Annotated in this window: 23 protein-coding genes and 1 pseudogene; 16 read left to right on the top strand and 8 right to left on the bottom strand. The window is 63.8% G+C overall.

All coding sequences use genetic code 11. The annotated features are described in order from the left end of the window. Positions 1 to 69: 69 nt before the first annotated feature. The 10 genes from CJ028_RS10985 to CJ028_RS11030 all read left to right on the top strand — a co-directional run bounded on the left by CJ028_RS10985 (position 70) and on the right by CJ028_RS11030 (position 9,719). Positions 70 to 1,740: a GspE/PulE family protein gene (locus tag CJ028_RS10985; protein WP_105035289.1), complete on the top strand. Its 1,671-nt coding sequence runs from the start codon at positions 70 to 72 to the stop codon at positions 1,738 to 1,740. A gap of 18 nt (positions 1,741 to 1,758) precedes the next feature. Continuing rightward, positions 1,759 to 2,991: a type IV pilus twitching motility protein PilT gene (locus CJ028_RS10990; RefSeq protein WP_105035290.1), complete on the top strand. Its 1,233-nt coding sequence runs from the start codon at positions 1,759 to 1,761 to the stop codon at positions 2,989 to 2,991. Continuing rightward, the gene (locus CJ028_RS10995; protein ID WP_161498961.1) at positions 2,988 to 4,217 is read left to right on the top strand and encodes a type II secretion system F family protein; all 1,230 of its coding nucleotides are present in this window, start codon (positions 2,988 to 2,990) and stop codon (positions 4,215 to 4,217) included. Before CJ028_RS10990 ends, CJ028_RS10995 begins: the two co-directional genes overlap by 4 nt. A gap of 144 nt (positions 4,218 to 4,361) precedes the next feature. Then, complete coding sequence (locus tag CJ028_RS21725; protein WP_276309380.1) at positions 4,362 to 4,802, top strand: type IV pilin protein; 441 nt, start codon at positions 4,362 to 4,364, stop codon at positions 4,800 to 4,802. Positions 4,803 to 4,911: 109 nt separating this feature from the next. Continuing rightward, positions 4,912 to 5,343 (top strand): type IV pilus modification PilV family protein, encoded by a 432-nt coding sequence (locus CJ028_RS11005; protein ID WP_105035291.1) that lies wholly within the window; start codon positions 4,912 to 4,914, stop codon positions 5,341 to 5,343. 20 nt (positions 5,344 to 5,363) lie between these two features. After that, on the top strand, positions 5,364 to 5,918 hold the full coding sequence (locus CJ028_RS11010; RefSeq protein ID WP_105035292.1) for a hypothetical protein: 555 nt from the start codon (positions 5,364 to 5,366) through the stop codon (positions 5,916 to 5,918). Continuing rightward, positions 5,909 to 7,315, top strand: a complete 1,407-nt coding sequence (locus tag CJ028_RS11015) for a hypothetical protein (RefSeq protein WP_129590467.1) — start codon at positions 5,909 to 5,911, stop codon at positions 7,313 to 7,315. The genes CJ028_RS11010 and CJ028_RS11015 overlap by 10 nt, the downstream gene beginning before the upstream one ends. A 6-nt stretch (positions 7,316 to 7,321) precedes the next feature. Further along, complete coding sequence (gene pilM, locus CJ028_RS11020; RefSeq protein ID WP_105035294.1) at positions 7,322 to 8,410, top strand: type IV pilus assembly protein PilM; 1,089 nt, start codon at positions 7,322 to 7,324, stop codon at positions 8,408 to 8,410. Further along, on the top strand, positions 8,407 to 9,075 hold the full coding sequence (locus tag CJ028_RS11025) for a hypothetical protein (RefSeq protein WP_105035295.1): 669 nt from the start codon (positions 8,407 to 8,409) through the stop codon (positions 9,073 to 9,075). The genes pilM and CJ028_RS11025 overlap by 4 nt, the downstream gene beginning before the upstream one ends. Further along, entirely contained in the window at positions 9,072 to 9,719 is a 648-nt protein-coding gene (locus CJ028_RS11030; protein ID WP_105035296.1) for a type IV pilus inner membrane component PilO, read from the top strand. The genes CJ028_RS11025 and CJ028_RS11030 overlap by 4 nt, the downstream gene beginning before the upstream one ends. A gap of 59 nt (positions 9,720 to 9,778) precedes the next feature. On the opposite strand, the gene CJ028_RS11035 is transcribed toward CJ028_RS11030, so the two are convergent. The 7 genes and pseudogenes from CJ028_RS11035 to CJ028_RS11070 all read right to left on the bottom strand — a co-directional run bounded on the left by CJ028_RS11035 (position 9,779) and on the right by CJ028_RS11070 (position 13,683). Continuing rightward, positions 9,779 to 9,913, bottom strand: a complete 135-nt coding sequence (locus CJ028_RS11035; protein ID WP_105035297.1) for a diguanylate cyclase domain-containing protein — start codon at positions 9,911 to 9,913, stop codon at positions 9,779 to 9,781. Positions 9,914 to 9,971: 58 nt separating this feature from the next. Next, positions 9,972 to 10,457 (bottom strand): annotated as a pseudogene (locus CJ028_RS21975) (PAS domain-containing protein); the annotation flags it as partial. 88 nt (positions 10,458 to 10,545) lie between these two features. Further along, positions 10,546 to 11,049 carry a hypothetical protein gene (locus tag CJ028_RS11050; RefSeq protein WP_105035298.1) on the bottom strand — a complete coding sequence of 168 codons (504 nt, stop codon included), beginning with the start codon at positions 11,047 to 11,049 and terminating at the stop codon, positions 10,546 to 10,548. Positions 11,050 to 11,165: 116 nt separating this feature from the next. Further along, complete coding sequence (locus CJ028_RS11055) at positions 11,166 to 11,669, bottom strand: hypothetical protein (RefSeq protein WP_092341663.1); 504 nt, start codon at positions 11,667 to 11,669, stop codon at positions 11,166 to 11,168. After that, complete coding sequence (locus CJ028_RS11060; RefSeq protein WP_129590468.1) at positions 11,666 to 12,811, bottom strand: hypothetical protein; 1,146 nt, start codon at positions 12,809 to 12,811, stop codon at positions 11,666 to 11,668. Before CJ028_RS11060 ends, CJ028_RS11055 begins: the two co-directional genes overlap by 4 nt. A 138-nt stretch (positions 12,812 to 12,949) precedes the next feature. Then, complete coding sequence (locus CJ028_RS11065) at positions 12,950 to 13,417, bottom strand: hypothetical protein (protein WP_105035300.1); 468 nt, start codon at positions 13,415 to 13,417, stop codon at positions 12,950 to 12,952. Positions 13,418 to 13,419: 2 nt separating this feature from the next. Further along, positions 13,420 to 13,683: a hypothetical protein gene (locus CJ028_RS11070; RefSeq protein ID WP_129590469.1), complete on the bottom strand. Its 264-nt coding sequence runs from the start codon at positions 13,681 to 13,683 to the stop codon at positions 13,420 to 13,422. 267 nt (positions 13,684 to 13,950) lie between these two features. On the opposite strand from CJ028_RS11070, the gene CJ028_RS11075 reads away from it, so the two are divergent. Both CJ028_RS11075 and CJ028_RS11080 read left to right on the top strand, forming a co-directional pair. After that, a complete protein-coding gene (locus CJ028_RS11075) occupies positions 13,951 to 18,423 on the top strand; it encodes a type VII secretion EssC family protein (protein ID WP_240607206.1) in 4,473 nt (1,490 codons plus the stop codon). A 103-nt stretch (positions 18,424 to 18,526) separates the two neighbouring features. Continuing rightward, entirely contained in the window at positions 18,527 to 18,823 is a 297-nt protein-coding gene (locus tag CJ028_RS11080; protein WP_092341660.1) for a WXG100 family type VII secretion target, read from the top strand. Positions 18,824 to 18,958: 135 nt separating this feature from the next. Here the strand turns inward: CJ028_RS11080 and CJ028_RS21730 are convergent, their stop codons facing one another. Beyond that, the gene (locus CJ028_RS21730) at positions 18,959 to 19,084 is read right to left on the bottom strand and encodes a hypothetical protein (RefSeq protein WP_276309381.1); all 126 of its coding nucleotides are present in this window, start codon (positions 19,082 to 19,084) and stop codon (positions 18,959 to 18,961) included. A 37-nt stretch (positions 19,085 to 19,121) separates the two neighbouring features. On the opposite strand from CJ028_RS21730, the gene CJ028_RS11085 reads away from it, so the two are divergent. From CJ028_RS11085 to CJ028_RS11100, 4 genes are read left to right on the top strand one after another with little or no spacing between them, the layout of a single operon-like run. Continuing rightward, positions 19,122 to 19,511: a hypothetical protein gene (locus CJ028_RS11085; protein ID WP_129590470.1), complete on the top strand. Its 390-nt coding sequence runs from the start codon at positions 19,122 to 19,124 to the stop codon at positions 19,509 to 19,511. Beyond that, positions 19,511 to 20,062, top strand: coding sequence for a hypothetical protein (locus CJ028_RS11090; RefSeq protein ID WP_105035304.1), 552 nt, complete (start codon positions 19,511 to 19,513; stop codon positions 20,060 to 20,062). The genes CJ028_RS11085 and CJ028_RS11090 overlap by 1 nt, the downstream gene beginning before the upstream one ends. Further along, entirely contained in the window at positions 20,055 to 20,681 is a 627-nt protein-coding gene (locus CJ028_RS11095; protein WP_105035305.1) for a hypothetical protein, read from the top strand. Before CJ028_RS11090 ends, CJ028_RS11095 begins: the two co-directional genes overlap by 8 nt. Beyond that, complete coding sequence (locus CJ028_RS11100; RefSeq protein ID WP_105035306.1) at positions 20,678 to 21,241, top strand: hypothetical protein; 564 nt, start codon at positions 20,678 to 20,680, stop codon at positions 21,239 to 21,241. Before CJ028_RS11095 ends, CJ028_RS11100 begins: the two co-directional genes overlap by 4 nt. The last annotated feature ends 100 nt before the right edge of the window (positions 21,242 to 21,341 follow it).

The following is a 21,341-nucleotide window of genomic DNA, read 5'->3' on the forward strand; positions in this document are numbered from 1 at the left end:
CGGGAAACGGGGTGAAGAGACGTATACTCGGGTTCTACTGTAATTGTGCCCAGTTTGGGGGAGGCGTGTGTGGCAACCCTGACTGAGATTCTCATTCTGCACGGTCTGCTTCCGATCGAAGCTCTCGACACCCTGTTGGCGGGGGATCCGGCCGATGAGGGCGCCGTTCGGCGGCTTGTCGACAGCGGAATTATCACCGAGCTGCAGTTCGCGAAGGCACGAGCCGCCCAGGCTAATCTTCCCTTTGTCGAACTGCTCGAGTATGCGGTCGAGGCGAGTGCCCTCGCCCTCGTGTCGCCGCTGGTCTGTCGACGACACGAAGTGCTGCCAATCGGAATTGAGGGCGGCCGGCTCGTGCTCGCAATGGTGGATCCCGGTAACGTGTTCGCGCTCGACGATGTTGGTGAGGCCTCTCGCATGCGAGTGTCTGCGGTGGTCGCCGAGCGCAGCGATCTGCTCGCGGCGATCGCTCGGTTCCATCGCGCCGACGACGAGCTCAGCAACCTCACGACCACGCTTGAGGAAGAACACGACTCGATCCTGTCGACGCCTGATCCGAGCGATGAAGCCAGCGACGATGCTGCACCCATCGTGCGCTTCGTGAACCTGCTCGTGAGTCAGGCCATCCAAGACAAGGCCAGCGACATCCATATCGAGCCCGGGGAGGTCAGCCTGAGGGTGCGGTATCGCATCGACGGAGTGCTGCACGAGATGCCGAGCGCACCGAAGAGTATTCAGAACGGCGTCATCAGCCGCCTGAAAATCATGGCCGACATCGACATCGCGGAGCGTCGCAAACCGCAGGACGGCCGTATGTCGGTCAGTCACGGCGGCCGCAAGATTGACCTGCGCGTGGCGACCCTGCCGACCGTGTGGGGCGAGAAGGTCGTGATGCGAATCCTCGACAATTCGACCACGAGCATGGACCTGCGGGACCTGTCACTGCTCGACCACAACTACGACGCCTTCAAGACGGCCTACTCCAAGCCCTACGGCATGATCCTCGTGACCGGGCCGACCGGGTCGGGCAAATCGACGACCCTGTACACCACCCTCTATTCGGTGGCCCGACCGGAGATCAACGTGATCACGGTCGAAGATCCGGTGGAATACCGCATGGTCGGCATCAACCAGGTGCAGGTGAACCCGAAGGCGGGCCTCACCTTCGCGAGCGCACTCCGCAGCATTCTGCGTTGCGACCCCGACGTTGTTCTGCTCGGCGAGATTCGCGACCACGAAACCGCGCAGATTGCCATCGAGGCGGCACTCACCGGGCACCTTGTGCTCTCCACCCTGCACACCAACAACGCACCGAGCGCAATCACCCGCCTCACCGAAATGGGCATTGAACCCTTCCTCGTGGGGAGCGCGCTGGACTGCGTCGTCGCCCAGCGCCTGGCTCGACGCTTGTGCGACCGCTGCAAGATGCCTGACGGGCGCGACCGGGACGAGCTCGCACACCTGCGGTTTCCACTCGAGCCGGATCATTCGCTGCCCCTCATTTTTCAACCAAACGGATGCGCCAGCTGCTCCAATACCGGCTATCGCGGGCGTCTTGCCGTTCATGAGGTGATGACGGTAACCGAGGAGATCGAACGTCTGTGCGTCGCACGTGCGTCCAGCGCCCTGATCAGCCACACGGCTCAGGAGCAAGGCATGATCAGCCTCCGCGACGACGGCTGGGCCAAGGTCGGGCTCGGCCTCACCTCGGTGGACGAAATTCTTCGAGTGGTCGCGTAGGCCGAAAGGACAGTCACGATGAGTCAGGAAATTTACGAGATTCCGGTCACTCCGCCCGGCGTCGCCGCGGAGAGTTGGCCGCTCGATGATCCGAACCTCGACGTCGGGCCTGACCCGGCGCTCGTCGCGGCCCTGCGCGAGGTCGTGCTGCAGGGTGCCTCGGACCTGCACGTCACGGCGGGAGCGCCGCCCTGCATCCGCATCGACGGCGGACTGCGGGCTATCGACGGGGCCGCCGTGTGGAAGCGCGACAAGGTGGCCACGGCGCTGTTCAGTCTGCTCACCCCCGAGCAGCGGCACCTGTTCGAGGACGAACTCGAGCTCGACTTCGCCTATACGACCACCGGAGCGAGGTTCCGGGTGAACTACTTTCAACAGCGCGGAAGTGTGGGCGGTGCCTTTCGCCTGATCCCGGGGGAAATCAAACAGCTGGGCGAGCTCGGTGTGCCGGATGCGGTCGCCCAGTTTGCACAGTTGGCCCGCGGCCTTGTGCTCGTCACCGGCCCTACCGGCTCGGGCAAATCCACGACCCTGGCAGCGCTCATCGACCTGGTCAACCGCACACGGGCCGACCACATCGTCACCGTCGAAGATCCAATCGAGTTTCTGCACCAGCACCACAAATCCTTGATCAATCAGCGTGAGGTCGGAAACGACACCCACAGTTTCGCGGCGGCGCTCAAGCATGTGTTGCGGCAGGACCCCGACGTGATTCTCATCGGTGAACTGCGCGACCTGGAAACCGTGTCGGTGGCCCTCACTGCGGCAGAGACCGGACACCTCGTTTTCGCGACTCTGCACACCCAGGATGCTGCCCAGACCATCGACCGCATCATCGACGTTTTCCCGCCGTACCAGCAGGGGCAGGTGCGCGCCCAACTCGCCGCCACCCTACAGGGCGTGGTCTGCCAGACCTTGGTGAAAAAGGTCGGTGGTGGCCGGGTCGTCGCTACGGAGATCCTCATCGTTACGCCGGCCGTCGCCAATCTCATTCGCGAGGGCAAGACGTACCAGATCGCCTCGGCCATGCAGGCGGGGAAAGCGCTGGGAATGCACACCATGGACCAGCACCTCGCCGAGCTCGTCAACGCCGGTTCGATCACTCGCAAGGCCGCCGAGGATAAAGCTCAGGACCAGGACAGCCTCGCCCAGCTCATTCGCAAGACGGATGTCAGCGATCTCGCGGCCGGCCCATCGGGGTTCGACGGCATCGATTTCGGTGATTCGTACTCCACCAGGGAACCGCAATGACCACCGGCGGGGTCTTTGCCTACAAGGGTCGCACCGCAGTGGGAAAGATCGTCACGGGTCGGCTGGACGCCGCATCTGAGAACGCGGCGATGGTGCGGATGCGCGGTATGGGGCTGGCGCCGATCTCGGTGACCGAGGTCACCGTCGGGACCGGGCTGAAGCGGGAGGTGCGGATCCCCGGTCTCAGCAAGGGCGTCGGGCTGAAAGACCTCGCGATCATGAGTCGCCAGATGGCGACCATGACCAGTGCCGGGTTGTCCCTGCTGCGCACCCTGAACATCCTCGCGGAGCAGACCGAGAACGCTCAGCTCGCGCGCATCCTGGCAACGATTCGATCCGAAGTGGAGACCGGGGCCGCGCTCTCCGAGGCGATGATCAAGCACACGGCAGTATTTCCACCCATCATGGTCAACCTGGTTCGCGCAGGGGAGACCGGCGGATTTCTCGAAAATTCACTCAACTCGGTGGCCGGAAATTTCGAGTCTGAGGTGAAATTGCGCGACACCATCAAGTCTGCTCTCGCGTACCCGGTGGTTGTGTTGATCATGGCGGTGCTGGCGGTGATCGGCATGTTGATCTTCATCGTGCCGGTTTTCGAGAAGATGTTCGCGGGGCTCGGTGGGGAGCTGCCGCTGCCCACCCAGATTCTCGTGGTGCTGTCGAAGATGATGGTCTGGCTCGGGCCGCTGCTGCTCGTGCTTGGCGCTGGGTTCGCGTACTGGTGGCGCGCCAACAAGAATTCCGAGGCGGTGCGCCGGCGGGTTGATCCGTTCAAGCTGCGACTTCCGGTGTTCGGACCGTTGCTCACGAAACTCGCCATTGCGCGTTTCAGCCGAAACTTCTCGACCATGATCGCTGCTGGCGTGCCCATCCTGCAGTCGCTCGCCATCGTCGGTGAGACCAGCGGAAACTGGGTGATTGAATCAGCGCTGCGCAAGGTAGCCGAATCGGTGCGCCAAGGCGGGTCGATCGCCGGGCCACTGGCGCAGGAGCCGATCTTTCCACCCATGGTCGTGCAGATGATCGCCGTCGGCGAAGACGCCGGCGCCCTCGAGCAGATGCTCGCCAAGGTTGCTGACTTCTACGACCAAGAGGTGCAGGCCACCACCGAGCAGCTCACGGCACTCATCGAGCCGCTCATGATCGCGTTCATCGGAGTTGTGATCGGCGGGATGATCGTCGCCCTGTATCTGCCCATGTTCAGCATCTTTGAATACGTGAAATAGCCGGTCAGAGAATGCCAAAACGAGTTTTCAAGTTACCCCCAATTAAGGGGTAGAAAACCGTAAGATCAATCCAAGTGAGATTTTGGCATTTCCCACTTGCCCAATATCCCACAGTAATGCCACGGCAATAAGGAAACCACGCTCATGATCCGACCCATGGTCCACCGCACCTTGCACGCACTCTCCCGCACCCGCACGGCGATTCGAGAACGGCAGCAGGGCTTCACCCTCATCGAGCTGCTCGTGGTCGTGCTCATTATCGGCGTACTCGCCGCCGTAGCGATTCCGATCTTCCTCAACCAGCAGGAGGGTGCCAAGGACAGCGCCGTCAAGGCCCAGATCACCCAGGCGAAGACCGCCGTTGTCGCCGAAATGGTCACCAACACCTTCCCGACGCCCGGCGCTGATGGCAGCTTCACGGCGAGCGCCTATACCAAGAGCGACGAAGTCACGGTAAAGCTCAATGGTTCAGCGACAGCGTTCTGCATCTCGGGCCAGTTCGATGGCTCGGACCGCACCTTCGCCATCGACGATAACGGTGCTGCCCTGCAGGGGACCTGCGTCTCGAACGTCGCGACCCCGTAGCCGGTGCCAGGTGGGGTGTCACACGTGGATCCCCGCCTGCCTCCGTCTGGTGGACCCACCGATCCATATATTTTCAGTGCACTGTTTCGATCGACCGAAGGGGGCGAGCATGCCCGATTCGCCGCGCCGCTCGCATTCGTGCAACGAGGGCGGATTCGGGGTGGTCGAAATTGTCGTGGCCATGTTCCTCATCGGGCTCTTGGCCGTTGCCTTTCTGCCGATTCTCGTGCAGAGTGCGCGCGTCTCCGACACGAACGTGACCATCGCCGAGGCGACTCAGGTCGTTGCCCAGCAACTGCAGCGGGTCGGGGCTGCCGGGTCGAGCTGCTCAGCGGTCAAGGCCGTCACCGCGAGTGTCCCGGCAGCAGTGGAAACGAAACGTGGTGCCCTGCAACCGCACTTGAGGCTCAACCTGCCGTCTTCCGACGTGTGCGCCGAACCGTACCTACGCGTCGTGCAGATGAGGGTGTGGGCATCGTCCGTCGGGTCGAACGACGAGTTGGCCGCTGCGGAAACCCTCATTCTGTTGGATGCGCCGTGACCGACAGTGGGCAATCCCCTGTGACGGACGCAGAATCGGGATTCACCCTGATCGAACTTCTCGTTTATATGAGTTTTGCTGTCGTTGTGCTCGTGATCATCGGCGGCATGCTGATCAGCTCGGTGGGAATCGAACGGGACGTGCGCAGCACGACCGAAGCGACCGACCTCGGACAGCTGATCAGCCGCTCGGTGCAGGTCGGGGTGCGTAACGCCTCGCAGGTCTCTCTACAGAACAGTGATGGTGCTCAACTTCTCGTCGTTCGAACGGCGGGCCGCGGTGCAACGGTGGTGTGGTCGTGTCAAGCGTGGTTCTATACGTCGGATTCTGGCGGTTCTTTGTACACAAAGCGCACAACTCCAGCAAGTCACATCGCTGCGCCGGTTTCGGCCGACCTGGACAGCTGGATCAAGCTCGGCGTCGGTGTGAGCACAACCGGTGCCGCTGTCTTCGCCGGGGTCAACGATCGCATCACCGTTGCCCTGAACCTGGCTGCGGGCGCGCAGGATGATGTAGTCGTCAACACGACGGTCACGCCGCGCACACTTGCGACGGTGGGTGCCCCGTGCCTGTAAATCAGAACGGCGCGAGCGTCGAGCGCGGCAGTGCGCTCATGGCCGTCATCGGCGTTATGGGGGTAATGATTGTCATCACCCTCACCTTGACCACGGCCACGCTGTACTCGCTTGATTTCACCCGCAGCACTCGTGCCTCCGTGCAGTCGGTCGCCGCCGCCGAAAGCGGTGTCAGCGCGGCCGAACTCAGTTTGACCCAGGGCACCTGCCAGCCCAGCTACTCGCGATCCTCGCCGCAATTCACAGCCGACGTGGCGTATTCCCTGAGCTCGACCGACGACGTATGGGTGGCGGGCTGCCCCGCCACCGGCGTCCAGGCTGTGCGTGTGCGCGTTGAGTCAACCGGAAGCTCGCTGACCGGGTCAGCGTTGGATCGAGCTCGGGTCGAGGCGATCTTCGACTATGAGTCAGCCGTGCCCCCGGGCGTGCAGCCGAGTGGCGCGGCCATGTACCTATATGGCGGTGTCGTGTTCATGAACAATGCCGACCTGCTCGTGGCCGAGTCGGGTCGGGCGGCCATCCAGGTAAAGAACGGAAACGTATCGTGCTCCAATAACACCGTGATCGAGGGTGATGTCGTCGTTTCGGCCGGCAACCTCAATATCAGCGGATGCTCCATCGAGGGCAACGCGTGGGCCACCGGCGCCGCGACACTCGGCGCCGTAACGGGCAACCTCACCGCGGCGAGCGTGAACCTGACGGCGGACCAACGAGCTAGCAGGATCGGCGGCGTCTATACGCGCTATACCGTCGGAACACCGATTCCCACAGTGCCGCCCTGGGTCGATCTCAACTACACACCGAGCGACTGGATCGACGCAAGCGGAGTGCCTTATAAGGTCGCGTCAATCGGTGCTGGCTGCACCATCGATGCGACGACCCTATCTGCGGCCGCGAACGGTGGTAAACCCGTCATCATCAACGCCCTGGCTGCGTGCCCTTCTGGTGTCACCGCCGCCGGTACGGTAAAGCTCAGCTCCGATGTCGTGATATTCGCCAACAAATTCACCTTCGTCAACAACGTGCATTTTCAGTCCTCGTCGACGTCTCGACACAAAGTCTGGTTCATCACGCCCGACCTGGTGGCCGACAATCTGCCCACCTGTGGCGCGTCGCAGGGGGACTTCTTGATGAAGAACAGTTTCACGGTAGCGCCCACACTCGACGCCATGACCTACACACCCTGCCGGTTCAACGCGATGAATACTTTTGAGTGGCGCGGCCAGCTCTACGCGAACGGGGCCAACGATTTCAAGAATAATACCCGGTTCGAATCTGCCCCGCTCGGCCTGCCGGGAATCGACCTCGACACGGGCACGGTGACCGTCGCCGGCTCGGCTGGCACTGTTCCGCGCTTGGGAAACATGACGTCAATGAGGGACCTGAGTGATGGATAGCACACCATGACGCGCCACGTCGTCGGCATCGATATCGGCCGTGCATCGTTGCGGGCGGTCGAACTGGCCGATGCCGGCCGGGAGCAGCCGACCATTATGCGCTTCCATGAGGCGGCGCTGCCCGACGGCGCCGTGGGACGCGGCGAGGTACTCGAGCCCAACACGGTCGCCTCACAGCTGAAACGGCTGTGGGCGGGCGGCAAATTCACCACCAAGAATGTTGTCATCGGTATGGGCAACCATCGGGTGGTTGCTCGAGACCTGACTGTTCCGGCGCAGTCGATTCGCAGCATCCGTGAGTCGTTGCCGTTTCAGGTGCAGAACCTGCTCTCCGTTCCGGTGTCGGAGGCCCTGCTCGACTTTTACCCGATCAAGGCCGTGCCCGGTGATGGCCAATCGGGGCCGCAGCTCAACGGACTCCTGATCGCCGCGGTCAAGGAAGTGGTTTTGCGTAACGTCCGGGCGGTGCAGCTGGCCGGACTCAACCCGGTCGCGGTCGATTTGATTCCGTTTGCCCTCAGCCGCGCTATTCGTCGGGGCTGCCCCACCGACGATGTGGTGGCGCAGATCGACGTCGGAGCCGGGACAACGAGCATCGTGATCACTGCGGCCGGAGTGCCCCAGTTCCTGCGGCTCATTCCGGCCGGTGGTGACGACGTCACCCAGGCGCTCACCGCTCGGCTCGACCTGCCCGTCGAACAAGCCGATGCCCTGAAACGCGCCTCCAGCATCGGCTCAAGCGGGCCGTTCCCGGGTGGGTCAGCGGATGCCGCTGAGCTGGCCGATACCGCGGCGACCGCCGCGCTCGTCATCCACGAGGGCGTGAGCGAACTGCTCGCCAGCCTGCGCAACACCGTGAACTACTTCATCCACACCCGGAGCGACCTGCCCGTGACCCGAATCGTTCTGACCGGGGGCGGAGCACGGCTGGGCGGGTTCGCCGCGCAACTCGGCGAGCTCACTCGCCTTCCGGTCGTAGCGCCGAACCCAACCGGCGGTCTCACCGTGGGCCGTGGCCTCGACGCTCTGCGGCTGGCAAATTCCGGTGGGGACTATCTCGTCGCGCTCGGTCTCGCATTGGGACGCACTCCATGAGCGCCCAGAACGCCGATCACGACCCGATCATCGGCGGTGAGCCCCGGGTCGACCTGTTGCCGCCCGAAGTCACGGCGGAACAGAAGGGACGTCGGCTCCGGCGGGCGCTCGCCGTCGCGGTCGTCGCCGTGGTCATCGTGACGGGCTCCGGTATCGCGGCCGCCACCTGGGAAGCCGAACGCAGCCAGGCCAGCCTGGCTGTAGTACAGGCCCGTACGACCGAGCTGCTGGCCGCGCAGGGTGAATACATCGAGGTGCGGCGGGCGCAGGAGGAGGTCGACGCGACCCTCGCGGCTCGCCGTCTGGCGGCATCCGTTGATATTGACTGGACCGCATATCTGCAGCAGATCCGTGCCCGCCTGCCCGGTGACGTTGTGATCGGCGCGGTGACCCTCGACGCGGGTTCGGTCTGGGCTCCATATCTGCAAGCGACGGCGCCGCTGCAGCCGCACCGCGTAGCCGCCATCAACCTCACACTGACCAGTGCGACCCTGCCGAGCATTCCCGACTGGCTCGACGCGATGGCGACCCTGCCCGGGTACGCGGACAGCGCCCCGACCCGGGTGGTGCTGCTCGACTCCGGGGCGTATGAGGTCAGCCTCACCCTGCACATCAACGGCGAGGCGTTCTCGAACCGATTCGCCGACCAGGAGGGTAACGGATGACGACGACGAAGTGGTGGCTGGTGGGCGCGATGCTCGTCATCGTACTCGTCATGCTGGCCGGGTACACGCTCGGCATCTCGCCCAAACTCGACGAGTTGAGCGAGGCCCGCACGACTCGCAGCGCGGCGCTGGCGCAGAATGAGGTGTACGAGCTGCAGCTCGCGGCCCTGCAACGTCAATTCGACGGCCTCGAAACGGTGCAGGACGAACTCGCGGTGCTGCGGGAGGCGATCCCGAGCGGTGCGACGCTGCCCACTCTGATCGGCCAGCTGGATGGCATCGCCGGTCGAACATCCGTCACCCTGACCGAATTCTCCTCGGCCGACGCGATGCCGTATCTGCCGGTCGTCGCGCTGCCCGACACCGCTTCCGGCGTCGATCCCACGACGGCAGCGGATGCTTCGGCCGCGCCGTCCGCCGCGTCGAGTCCACTGGTCACAGCGGAGAACTTCGTCGCCGTGCCGATCACGATCGCCGTCACCGGAAATTTCGACGCCGTGCTGGAATTTCTTGACGGCCTGCAAAACGGCCAGCGCCTGATGACCGTGACGTCGTTCAGCACGAGCGCAGCCAGCGCCGAGGCTCCCGACCGGGTGACCGGCCAGATCGCGGGGATCGTCTACGTTCTGCTGAATGGTGAATGAGACGTTCGGTCGGTCAGCGGTGCGAAACCAAGATGGGCTGCACCGTTGGCGCGGGCACCCTACAGCAGCCGGGCTGCGACCTCGACCAGTACGGCGTCGCCGGCCTGGTGACCGAGGGTGTCGTTGACGGCCTTGAGACCGGTCAAGGTCGAGGCGGGCGTGCTGCTCGGCGCGAAACGGTGACGGAGTGGCATCGGGTTCCTCGATGACACAGAAGATATCCTCGACCGGCTTGTTGAGCACGCTGGCGGGAGCGCCGGTCAGCTCGAACAAACGCCGATTGCCTTCCAGAACGCGGCCGTCGAGGGTCACGATGGCGGTTCCCAACGGGGATGACGCGAACGCCGCTTCGAATCTGGCCTGCATGGCTGTCACTCTCTGTTCAGCCAGCCGCAGGGCCGTGACGTCGGTGACGCTGGCCAGGTGGCCGACCAGAACGCCGTTGTCATAGGTCGGCGCTGAATGTACCTGCACCCAGTTCACCTGGCCGTTCGGTGTGCGAAACCGCAGACTGGTCTGGTACGCCGTGCCGTCGGCCGCGTGCACGGCCCATTCGCTGCCCACCCGCTCGGTGTCATCGGGGTGCATGGCAGCGGCCCATCCGGAGCCCTGAGACTGCTCGAGGGTGAGTCCGCTAAGCGCCAGCCACTGGTCGTTCGAGGTGAGCAGGCCTCCGGTCGAATCCAGCTGCACGATCCCTGGAGATCCATGGTGGCTGCCTCGTTCGTCGACGCGCACGAAGACAAGGCAAGCGTGATGGCGAGCGGGACGCTGATGGCGGCGATTCTCCCGCCGAGACTCAGAAGTGGAGCGGCATTTTGCCGAGTCAATACTCCATGCCGGGCTTGAGACCGTCCTCCATCTCGAAACAGGGCGAGAAGGAGTCGATTTTCAGAGTCTTCCCAGAGTCCCAGACCCCCGCGCTGTAGGAGTCTCCCTGTGTCGCGATCATGTCTACCCGGAGTGTGCCGCCGCGAACGGCTTTTCGTTCCACGGTCACCCCGGGCTTTTGCTCCCACGCGGATGCGATCGCTTCGATGAGCTCCTCGCCATTCACCTCACCGATCAAAGTGAGGGTCGTGAGGCCGGGCCAGGTATATCCGCCCGCCGAACATCCCATGAGGTGTGCCGTCGTGAACTGAGACTGATCGCCCACATTTTGCGCTGGGACAAGGGCCGCAGCCTCGTCCTTCATCGCCATTGCGATGCCCTTAACTGTCTGCAGATCCATCATCGACTCACTTTCCGGGTCCGTCGACGTACACGACGCCAACACTGCTGCCAGCGCGACAATCCCGACGATGGCCGCCCATTTTCCTGTGGGATCCATCCGTAAATCAGCTCCTCAAGATCTACAAGGACCAGTCGATTGTTCACATCCGGAGAGGCCTAGGTTGTTGCTGTCAATCGGAAAGCCCTGCCTCATGGAGGACCCGGACGACTCAATCAATACTTCATGCCAGGCTTCGTGCCGCCCTCCAGCTCGAAACACGGCGAGAAGGAGGTGATTTGAAGTTCGGTGCCAGGAGCCCAAATCGACGCACTATAAAAGTCTCCCTGAACGCCCGTCATGTCTACCCTCGGTGCGCCCTGCCTGGTCTTGCGTCGCTCCACGACCACTCCGTCCTTCTGCTCCCACGCGGAGGCAATAACATCGATCATCGCCTCCGCATCGACATCACCGACCAGAGTGACAGTCGTTCGACCAGGCCAAGCCAACGTGTCATTCGCGCAGCCCAACAAATAGGTCATCTGCAACTGAGACTGGTCGCCCACATTCTCGGAAGGAACGAGTGCAGCGGTCTCGTCCTCTAATGCCATCGCGATGCCCTTCGCTGTCTGGAGATCCATGGTCGTCTCGCTTCCCTGATTTGTCGGCGCACATGAAGTCAGCACGGCTATAAGAATGAGCAATCCAGTAATTGCCGTCGTCTTTCCCTGGCGATTCATCCGTAAATCAGCTCCTGTAGGTCCACAAGAACCTCTTGATTATTCAAATCGTCGGTGGCGACGAGGTTGTGATTGTCCAACGGTACGCTCGGGTTCAATATCAACGCCCCTTCCCTATCCATTGAGATGAAGGGCTTCGGGCCTTGGTAGAAAGGCCCGGCATCGAAGGCGCCGTTGGAGCGCGGGTTGTTCCCGTCTCCGACGACGCCAAGGCCTTGCGCGGATTGCAAAATATCTTCATAGGAGAAGTCGGCGTAGTTAGTGTCGGGATGGGGCTCCCACTCTTCTGGCATCCACGCTCCAGACAACGAGACGACCGAATCGTAGTGGGCTCCGGCGACCTCCGCCGAGGTGATGTTAGCGAGCCCCCAGCTGTGGCCGATAGCTATCGACGCGGTATCAGTGAGCCAGGGATCTAACGCCAGGCCCGTTTCGAAGGCGGCGAGGGTCTTACCCGTCTTGTCTGCGAAGGCTGCGGAATTCGCGTCCGCTACCCCCACCGGTGTCCTTAACGCCGACTCTCCGAAATAGCCAACTTTCTCGCCGAGAGGACCATCCGTGTCTCCCGGAAATAGCCCGTCCTTATAGACGAATGCCACGGTGTCAGGATGACTAACGACGAACCATTGAGACAGTCGTTGAACCGAACCGTCATAGAACATGCCCATCTTGCTCATGGTGCCGGGGACATAGGTGATGCGGTGGCGTGTCCCGTCCGACGGCGTCCCCAGCATTTCCACGATACGCGACGCATCACGGTCGTACAGATACAGCTGGATATCGCCGTCCGCAGCGGCTTGCAAGTAGTCGCGCTCCAACGCAAGCTCCTTCAGGAGCGCCACGGCTTCGAAAGACCCTTCGACAGACTCCAGCGAGGACCCGAGCTTGGCGGATTCGGCGTCGATTTCGGTGATTCTGGTGCTGGCGTTGAGGCGGTTGGCGGCGACGCGGGCGAGGGCTGGTAGTCCGTTCAACGATCCGAGCAGGGCCGGGGCTCCGGCGATGAGGGCGAGCTGAGCGGGTTCGCCCAGCTGCTGCCACCGCTCGGCGACGGTCTCGGGGGTGGCGGTCAGCATCCGCTTCACTAGGTCGGGATTGGTAGCGATCAGAACGGCCAGATCGGCTGCCGACAGCGTATTCATGCGGGCGATCAGATCGTCAACCGACGACCCGGATGCCCCAGACGAGCCAAACCAGGCGGTCGCACCGAGCACCTGATCCGACCCCAGATCGCGCACGCAGACGTCATCGGCGGTGCGGCGCCGGGTCGCCAACTCGTCCTACACCACATCGATGGCGGCGATCGCCGCGTAGGCGACCTCGAACGCTTCCTCCCGGCGAGTCTGAAGAACAGTGGTGGGCATGAAGATGAAGGTGTCACCGGGCAGGGCAAAGTCGGTCCTGCCGAATTGCAGGTCGTAGAGATCAGTGTCGGCGGTAATCCGCCGCGCTTCCAGCAGACGCTGCTCGCCCTGAATCTCATCGACCGTGACGGAATACGTTTGGAGGGCGGCGGACTGGGCGTCCAACCCTCGAATCAGCAGATCGATCTCCGGTACCAGCGCCACGAGCCGGTCAACAAAAGCGTCACGCGAGAGCGCGGTCCACCCGGTCGTTTCGGCGTGGGATTGCGCGCTGGCCAGCGTCGTCTGCAACGTGCGCAGATTCGCCGCCTTGGCGGAGCGAATTCTGGACTCGGACAGGATGCTATCCGGCTCGCCCAGCCCCGGATTCGCGACGGTCCACACGGTCAGTTCAACTTCCGGCCGAGGGCGCTGTCGGTGGCCCGAAACGTCTCGGCCACGGTTGCCGGAAAGGCGCTCAACTCGGTCAGCGTGAGCGCGGCGAGTTCGGCGCGCTCAACCTGTTGCGCTGTGCCATCGCGCAACGCGGCTGCGACAGCGTCGCTCTGCAATCCGCCCTGTGGCCACCGAAAAGTCCAGTCCGAAAAGCTCAACTGCCCGGCCACCCCCGACAACGTCGACGACAGATCGTCGAGCACCGAATCAGTCACGCGTAAAGCCGACATCAGCATCCCCCGGCCAGATTCGACATGCCCCTTGTTGAACCGTACTGGTTCGAGCTTAGCGGCGGAAGGTGCTGACCTCGGTGGCCGGGGATTTGCTGACGCCTTGCCGTGCAGGCAGACCCGATTGCTGGATCGCCTTCCGCTTGGCGTTCCCACCGTAGAGGTCTGTCACGCGGGGTACGCTCGAAGCACGGGTTTGTCGCCGATGCGCCTGAACTCGATCTGGGGGCGCACGTGCGGTTGAAAGTTACGTTGGCTCGGTCCAACGGTCAGAACGATGACATCGTCGTCACAACGGATGCCGCGGCCAGCATTTCCGACCTGGCCGGCACGATTTATCGAGTCGATCCGCGCTCGCCGCTGATACCGGGAACCACCGCGCGGCCGCTTACCCTGCGCACGGTCGCTCCCGGCGGTACTGATTGGTTACTGCTACCGCCAGACGCCCTGATCGGTGAGGACTGGGTCGGCTCCGGCGCGAGCGTGGCCCTGGCAGACTCGGACATGTTCTACCTCTCCCAGGAGCACGGTGCCGCTCCGACTCTTGCCGTGATCCACGTGCTGACTGGCCCGGATGCCGGAGCTCAGATCGCTCTTGGGCGCGGAACGACCATCATCGGTCGTGGCGCCGACTGTGACGTCGTGCTCAGCGACAAGCTCGTTTCGAAACGCCACGTGCGTCTCGAAGTCGCTGCGAGTATTGACCTGGTCGACCTCGGTTCGGCCAACGGCGTCGTCATCGACGGCGGTCTGGTGACGCGTCTGCGCATCGACCAGAGTGAGATCGTGCAGATCGGCGACACTGCGCTGCGCATTACCGTCGTGGAGACCGTGGCCGCGACCGGCGACGAACACCGCGACGGTCCGGTGTATTTCAACCGGTCGCCGCGCGTGGAGGGACGATACGCCGGGCAGGAGTTCGCGGCGCCCGAGGTGCCGACCGAGAAAGACGACCAGCCGTTCCCATGGCTGGCCATGGTGGCACCGGTGTTGCTGGGCGTGAGCATGTGGCTCATCTTCGACAGGCCGGCGGCCCTGTTGTTCGTGTTGATGAGCCCGATGATGCTCATCGGCAACTTCTTCATGAACCGCTCCAAAGACAAGCGACTTCTCAAGCGATCGATCGGCCGGTTCGACACTCGCCTGGCGGCATTGAGCGCCCAGCTGCTCACCGAACGCACGCTGGAACAGCAGGCGCGGCTTGGAGAATCGCCATCGACCAATGAAGCGCTCACCCAGTCGCTCGAGCGGGCTGCGCTCATGTGGACGCGCCGACCCGAGCACTGGTCCTTTCTCAACGTGCGGCTCGGCCTCGGCACGATGCGCTCCCGCAACACGATCGACGCTTCCCTGCGCGGCGAGCTGCTGCCGGAGTTTCAGGAGCGTCTCGACGCCGTCATCACTGAACACGCCACGGTCGATCAGGTGCCGCTCATCGACAACCTGTTCGATGCCGGTGCGCTGGGTATCGCGGGCAGCGCGAGCGCCTGTGTGGGTACCGTCAACTCCCTGCTCGTGCAGCTCACCGCCTTGCATTCTCCGGCAGAATTGGCCGTCGCCTCGCTCGTCACTCCACAATGGTCGAGCGAGTTGGAGTGGCTCAAATGGCTGCCGCACACCTCGTCGCCGCAGAGCCCTCTCGCTGGCGGCCACCTGGCCGACAGCGCGTCGAGTGCCGCATCCCTTCTCGCTGCCCTTGAAGAGGTCATTGCGCAACGGAATAAGTCCACGAAGTCCGCGCGGCGCGGTGCCATGGAGCAGGAGCGTGCCGCCCTCGAACGGGGCGAGGAGGTCGGGTCGAGCAACACCGGCGAGGGCACGAAATCGCCCATCCCGGCGATCATCGTGGTCATCTCCGACGATGTCGCCGTTGATCGGTCACGGCTCGTTCAACTCGCTGAGAACGGCGCCGATGCCGGTGTCTACCCGGTCTGGATCGCTCGCACCGTGGCCGCGCTGCCCGCCGCCTGTCGGACGGCCGTCGAAATCGATGAGAGTACCGGGCTCGGCACGGTCTCGTTCGTGCGACTCGGTGAGACCATAACGGATGTCGCGGTCGAGTCGGTCGATTCGGCTACGGCCCTGCACTTCGCTCGCCGCCTCGCCCCGGTCATCGATGCCGGCGCCCTGATCGCGGATTCGAGCGACCTGCCGCGGTCGGTGTCGATGGTCACGCTGCTCGGCCATGACCTGGTCGAGGCGCACGACGCTGTGATCGACCGGTGGCGCCAGAACGCTTCGATGCACGATCGCACGCCCGGTGCGGTTTCGCGCTCCAAACGCGCCGGAACCCTGCGCGCCATTGTCGGTTCCACCGGGGTGCAGGCGATGCACCTCGACCTGCGCACACAGGGGCCGCACGCCCTCGTCGGAGGCACCACCGGAGCGGGCAAGAGCGAGTTTCTTCAGGCCTGGGTGCTCGGCATGGCCGCCGAATACAGCCCCGACCGGGTGTCCTTTCTTTTCGTCGATTACAAGGGTGGTTCAGCCTTCGCGGACTGCGTGTCGCTTCCGCACTGTGTGGGTCTCGTCACCGACCTGAGTCCGCACCTGGTTCGGCGGGCGCTCACCAGCCTGCGGGCTGAACTGCGCTACCGCGAGCACCTGCTCAATTCCAAGAAGGCCAAGGACCTCATCGAACTTGAGAAGCGCGGCGATCCGGACAGCCCGCCAGCGCTCGTGCTCGTCATCGATGAATTCGCGGCCCTTGTGAGTGAGGTGCCGGAATTCGTTGACGGCGTCGTGGACATCGCCCAGCGCGGTCGCTCCCTCGGCATCCACTTGATCATGGCCACGCAGCGACCCGCTGGTGTCATCAAGGACAACCTGCGGGCGAATACCAACCTGCGCGTGGCGTTACGCATGGCCGACGAATCCGACAGCAACGACGTTGTCGGGGTCAAGGATGCCGCCCACTTCGACCCGGGGCTGCCCGGCCGTGGCATCGCCAAAACCGGTCCGGGGCGGCTGCAGCAGTTCCAATCCGGTTATGCCGGCGGTTGGACCTCGCGTGAACCCGAAAATGCCGAAATCGGCATTGCCGAGTTGCGTTTCGGTGGGGAAACCGCGTGGGAACCGCCGAGCGACCCGCTCGCCGGGCAGGAGCGCGAGCTCGGCCCGACTGACCAGCAGAAGCTCGTTGCTGCATTGGTCGGTGCCGCCGGTGCGGCGCTGATTCCGCCGCCACGGCGCCCCTGGCTCGACGAACTGCCGCTGCTCTGCGACCTGGGGAGTATCCTGCAACGAACGGATGCCGCCCTCGCGCTCGGTCTGGCCGACGCACCGACCGAGCAGCAGCAGCGCCCGGTCTGTTTTCTGCCCGATGTCGATGGGCACATCGGCATTTACGGCACCGGTGGATCTGGCAAAAGTGTTGCGTTGCGCACCCTTGCGATCGCGGCTGGCAGCACGAGCAACGGCGGGCCCGTTGCGGTGTACGGCCTCGACTTTGCCGCCGGCAGCCTGCGCATGCTGGAACCGCTGCCGCACGTGGGCAGCATCATCGGCGGCGATGACACCGAGCGCATCATTCGATTGTTCCGGCTGCTCAAAGCCGAGCTGGAATCGCGCGGCGACCGGTTTGCCGAGGCCGCCGCGTCGACCATCGCCGAATACCGCACGTTGGCCAACCGCCCGAACGAGCCGCGCATTCTGCTGCTCATCGACGGGTTCGGGGCGTTTCGCGAAGATTGGGAAGTGGCCAGTGGCCGCTCGAATTGGTACGACGTTTTCCGCAGCATTCTCGCTGATGGTCGTCAGCTGGGCATTCACGTCGCGTTCACGGCCGACCGTTCCGGCTCGGTGCCGAGCTCGGTGCGGTCGAGTGTGCAGCGCCGGGTGGTGCTGCGGCTCGCTGACGATACCGGTTACAGCCTTCTCGACGTGCCCAGCGACATCCTCAACGCCAAATCGGCGCCCGGCCGCGCCATTTTCGACGGTTTGGAGACGCAGATCGCGGTCTGGGGCGGTTCCGCCGTCGCCGCAGAGCAGGCCGCCGCGGTGCGGGTGCTGGCCGACACGTTGCGGGCGCAGGGCATTCAGGCCGCCCTGCCGATCGGAAGCCTGTCGCGAGACTATCCGGCGAGCGAACTGCCTGACCGAGTCAAGACCCGCCCCGCCCTGGGGCTCAGCGACGAGACGCTCTCCCCGGTCGGCTTCGAGCCGCGCGGCACGCTGCTCTTGTCTGGGCCGCCGGCCAGCGGACGCAGCAACGCCCTGCGCGCACTCATGCATTCCTTTGAACGCTTCGACCCCACGGTCGCCCGGTACTACCTTGGCAACGCACGGTCCGGCCTGGCCGGCCTGCCCGGCTGGGTGGCAACCGCGACGACCGTCGCCGAGGCCGTTGACCTGGGAAAAGAACTCACCCTGGCGGTGAGCGGTGACCTGCCCACACCAAGAATCGCGATCGTCATTGAGAACCTCGCCGATTTTCTGCAGACTCCGGCCGATGCGGTGCTGGTCGAGCTCATCAAGCAGGTCAAGCGCAGCGACCATTTTCTGGTCGCTGACGGTGAGACCGCGTCGTGGAACTCGTCCTGGCCGCTGTTCGCCGAGATGAAGAACACGAGGCGAGGTCTGCTCTTGCAGCCCGACACCATCGAGGGTGACATTCTGCTGAAGACTCCGCTGCCGCGCTTGAACCGCGCCGAGTTTCCGCCAGGTCGCGGAATGATGGTGGCCGGCGGCAAGGTTGTGCGGGTGCAGCTTCCACTCGTGGAGTAGCTGTGACTAGACCGATCGTTCACCCCATTCGACCCGACGGGGTATTGCCGCTAAGTTGGGACCATACGCAGCCCGTTCGGGCTCACACCTTTTGGGGGACATCATGGCCAATCTCAACGTGACCTATTCCGACATGACGGATGCCGCTGGTCGCCTGACCTCGGGCAAGGACGACGTCATCACCAAGCTCGGCGAGCTGCAGACGCTGGTGAACAACCTGGTCGGCTCCGGCTTCGTGACCGACTCCGCATCCGGCGCCTTCCAGACCGCCTATGACGCTTTCACCCAGGGCACGACCCTTGCGGTCAACGGCCTTGATGGCATGAGCCAGTTCCTCTCCGCCGCTGCCGACGCACTCAGCAACGCGGACACCGAGCTCGGCAACGCAATCCGCGGCTAAGTATCCGTCGTAGTACAGTTTTGAAAGAGAACTACGTCTGATTTGCTGGTTGATACAACCCTGCTCCGAGACATGGCAAGTGACGTCTCGCTGATTCGAACCGAGTTCGATACGGCCAAGACGACGAGTGAGAATCTAGCGGATGCCGTGGGTCACGCCGGTCTCGCCGACCGCGTGACCGCGTTCGCCAGCAACTGGGATCACCGCCGCAGCGAACTCGTGGAGCAGCTCCAGACGCTGGGTGACAACCTGCTTGGGCAAGGTTGCAGGGAAACTGATCAGCCGGCAGGTGACGGCCGTGCACAGTGGCACCGCGGACGCCGCGGCCAACGCGCTCATGAAGAGCAAGGCCGGCCAGGCAATATCCGGGTACACCAAGGCCGTTGCGAAAGCCGAGATTGATCAGATCGTGGCGAGCACTGCGCCGCGACTGCTCGCTCCTCCGGTGGTCGAATCACGTTCGGTGCCCCGCGCTCTCGCAGAGTGGTACGCAGTGTCCCACCTCGAGTTGAAGTCCGGGCTCGTCTCCGAAAAGGTTATCGCCGCCTCCCAGCCCGGAAAAATGTGGACACTCAGCGGCGCGTGGGCCGTCAACGAATTGGGGGCTCCCGTCGGCGAAAGGGTCGTCAAGGTCGTCGCCGAGCCAAGGTACGTCGAAAAATTCACGGTTCGGAATGAGAATTGGTGATGAGTCTCGCGCTGATCGAAGAAAAAGCACGTGACCGACTGATCGCCGTGCGCAGTTCGTATGCCCTCGTGGTGACGCTGTTCGTGATGGTCGCTGTCATTCCGCTCGGACTTGTCTTCAACGTGATCATGGTGATCGTGCTGAAGATTCCCGGCAACACGGGGCCTGGGACATCGAGCCACGTGGGTCGACTCGCGGGAACCCTTCCGTACCCGATACCGGCCTGGACGGCCCTGCTGTGTGCGCTGTCCTTTGCAGCGCTTCTCGTGATCTGCTGGAAGCGGAGCCGGCACCAGACGGTTTCCGCCCCCGGTGCCAAGCTCACATTGCAGATCTCTCCGATGTTCATCGCCCTGCTATCGATCATCGGCTCCTTCGGGTCGGCAACGTGCGCGATGATCTATCAATCCGCCGACGGATCGTTCACTTGGTGGTGGGTCAATGTCGTGGTCTTCGCCGCGGTGACGGTGGTCGCTTTCTGGCACGGTAATCGTCGGCCGCGTAAGAAGAAGAAGAATCGTGGCGCCCCACGAAAGCCGCAGAATGCCTGACCTCGTCGACTATCTTCTGGTGCTTCCGCCGGGATGGGCCAGAATTCCCCTGGACGAACGTGCGAGCGCCGCGAGCAGCGCGATAGTGAATCGCGCTGTTGCCAACGCCCCGATCAGCGCCCAAGCGCAGGTGCGTCGGTTCGTGACCAAACAGTTGCGTGACGTCACGCAGGGCGCACAGACGATTTCGGGAACCGACCTGTACCTTCCGACGGAACTCATCGACGGTGCGCCGGTACCGCTGTCGATCAGCTCCTCAGCTCCTCAGCTCACCGCTGGCGAGAACTCGGCGGCAGACGCCCTTCTGGCCTTCGCGGCTCGTGGCGGCGCGACGGCGGTCGAGGTGGGCGGTCGACTCGCCGTACGCCAGGCCGGTGACGTACCCGTCGTCATCGCTGCCAACGGTGAGCTGCAGATTCCCGCATCGCGGCGCATCAGCTACGCCATCGTTCCCCCGACCGGGGATCGGCTACTGGTCGTGACGGGGAGCATGCTGCGGATGGACACACCGGACGTCGACGATTTGCTGGATGCAGTCGAGCAATTGTTCGACGCGATGGCGCTAACGATCAGGTTCGCCCCGACAGCTGCGCGAGCCGCAGCGGCAGGAGTGTCATGAGCATCTTCGTCGACCATCCGGATGACTGGATCGGGGTGCCGACTTTCGGCGTGGCCGAACGCTGGCAGCGCCCGGAGGACTGGGCCCGAGAACTGGTCGACGCGATCGCTGACGGCGAGAACGTCTCCCGTGAACAACGCGACCGCATCGAGGACGTCTTCGCGATGCTTGCCCAACCCGTGGAGGAGCGCGGGGCCTCAGCATCGTTCCTTCGCCTCGGCGACTGGGACGGCCCGCTCGTTCTGGCGGACCTTCGGGTCGAGTCTCGCCGGTCGGCGGGAACTATCTCGGTGGAGGACTATGCCGGCGCGGCGGACCCCGACGCCATCGATCCGCCCGTGCTCGAGCCGTTCGTCACCACGAGCGGTCTGGTGGGAGTTCGGTGCACGCGGTATCTGACCCCGGACAGGTCTGTTCCGGGCGTCGTCGCGACCCGGGACTACGCCTGGGAGGTCGATGAGACCCTGGTGGCGTTGCGCACAGCGACCTACGACCTGATCGAATTCGAAAAGTCTCTGCCGCAGGTCGAGGCCCTCGCTAAGACCGTCTACTCCCAGTGACGCGCGACCTGGCGCAAGCCGATTCCGCGCAAGAAGCACACCAAGCGCGAACCGCGCGCGAAGCCCGTGAGGCGCACGGCCACTGAGCAAGGCACCCCCA

It is taken from the genome of Cryobacterium aureum (genome assembly GCF_002954245.1).
GTDB classification, from domain to species: Bacteria; Actinomycetota; Actinomycetes; order Actinomycetales; family Microbacteriaceae; genus Cryobacterium; species Cryobacterium aureum.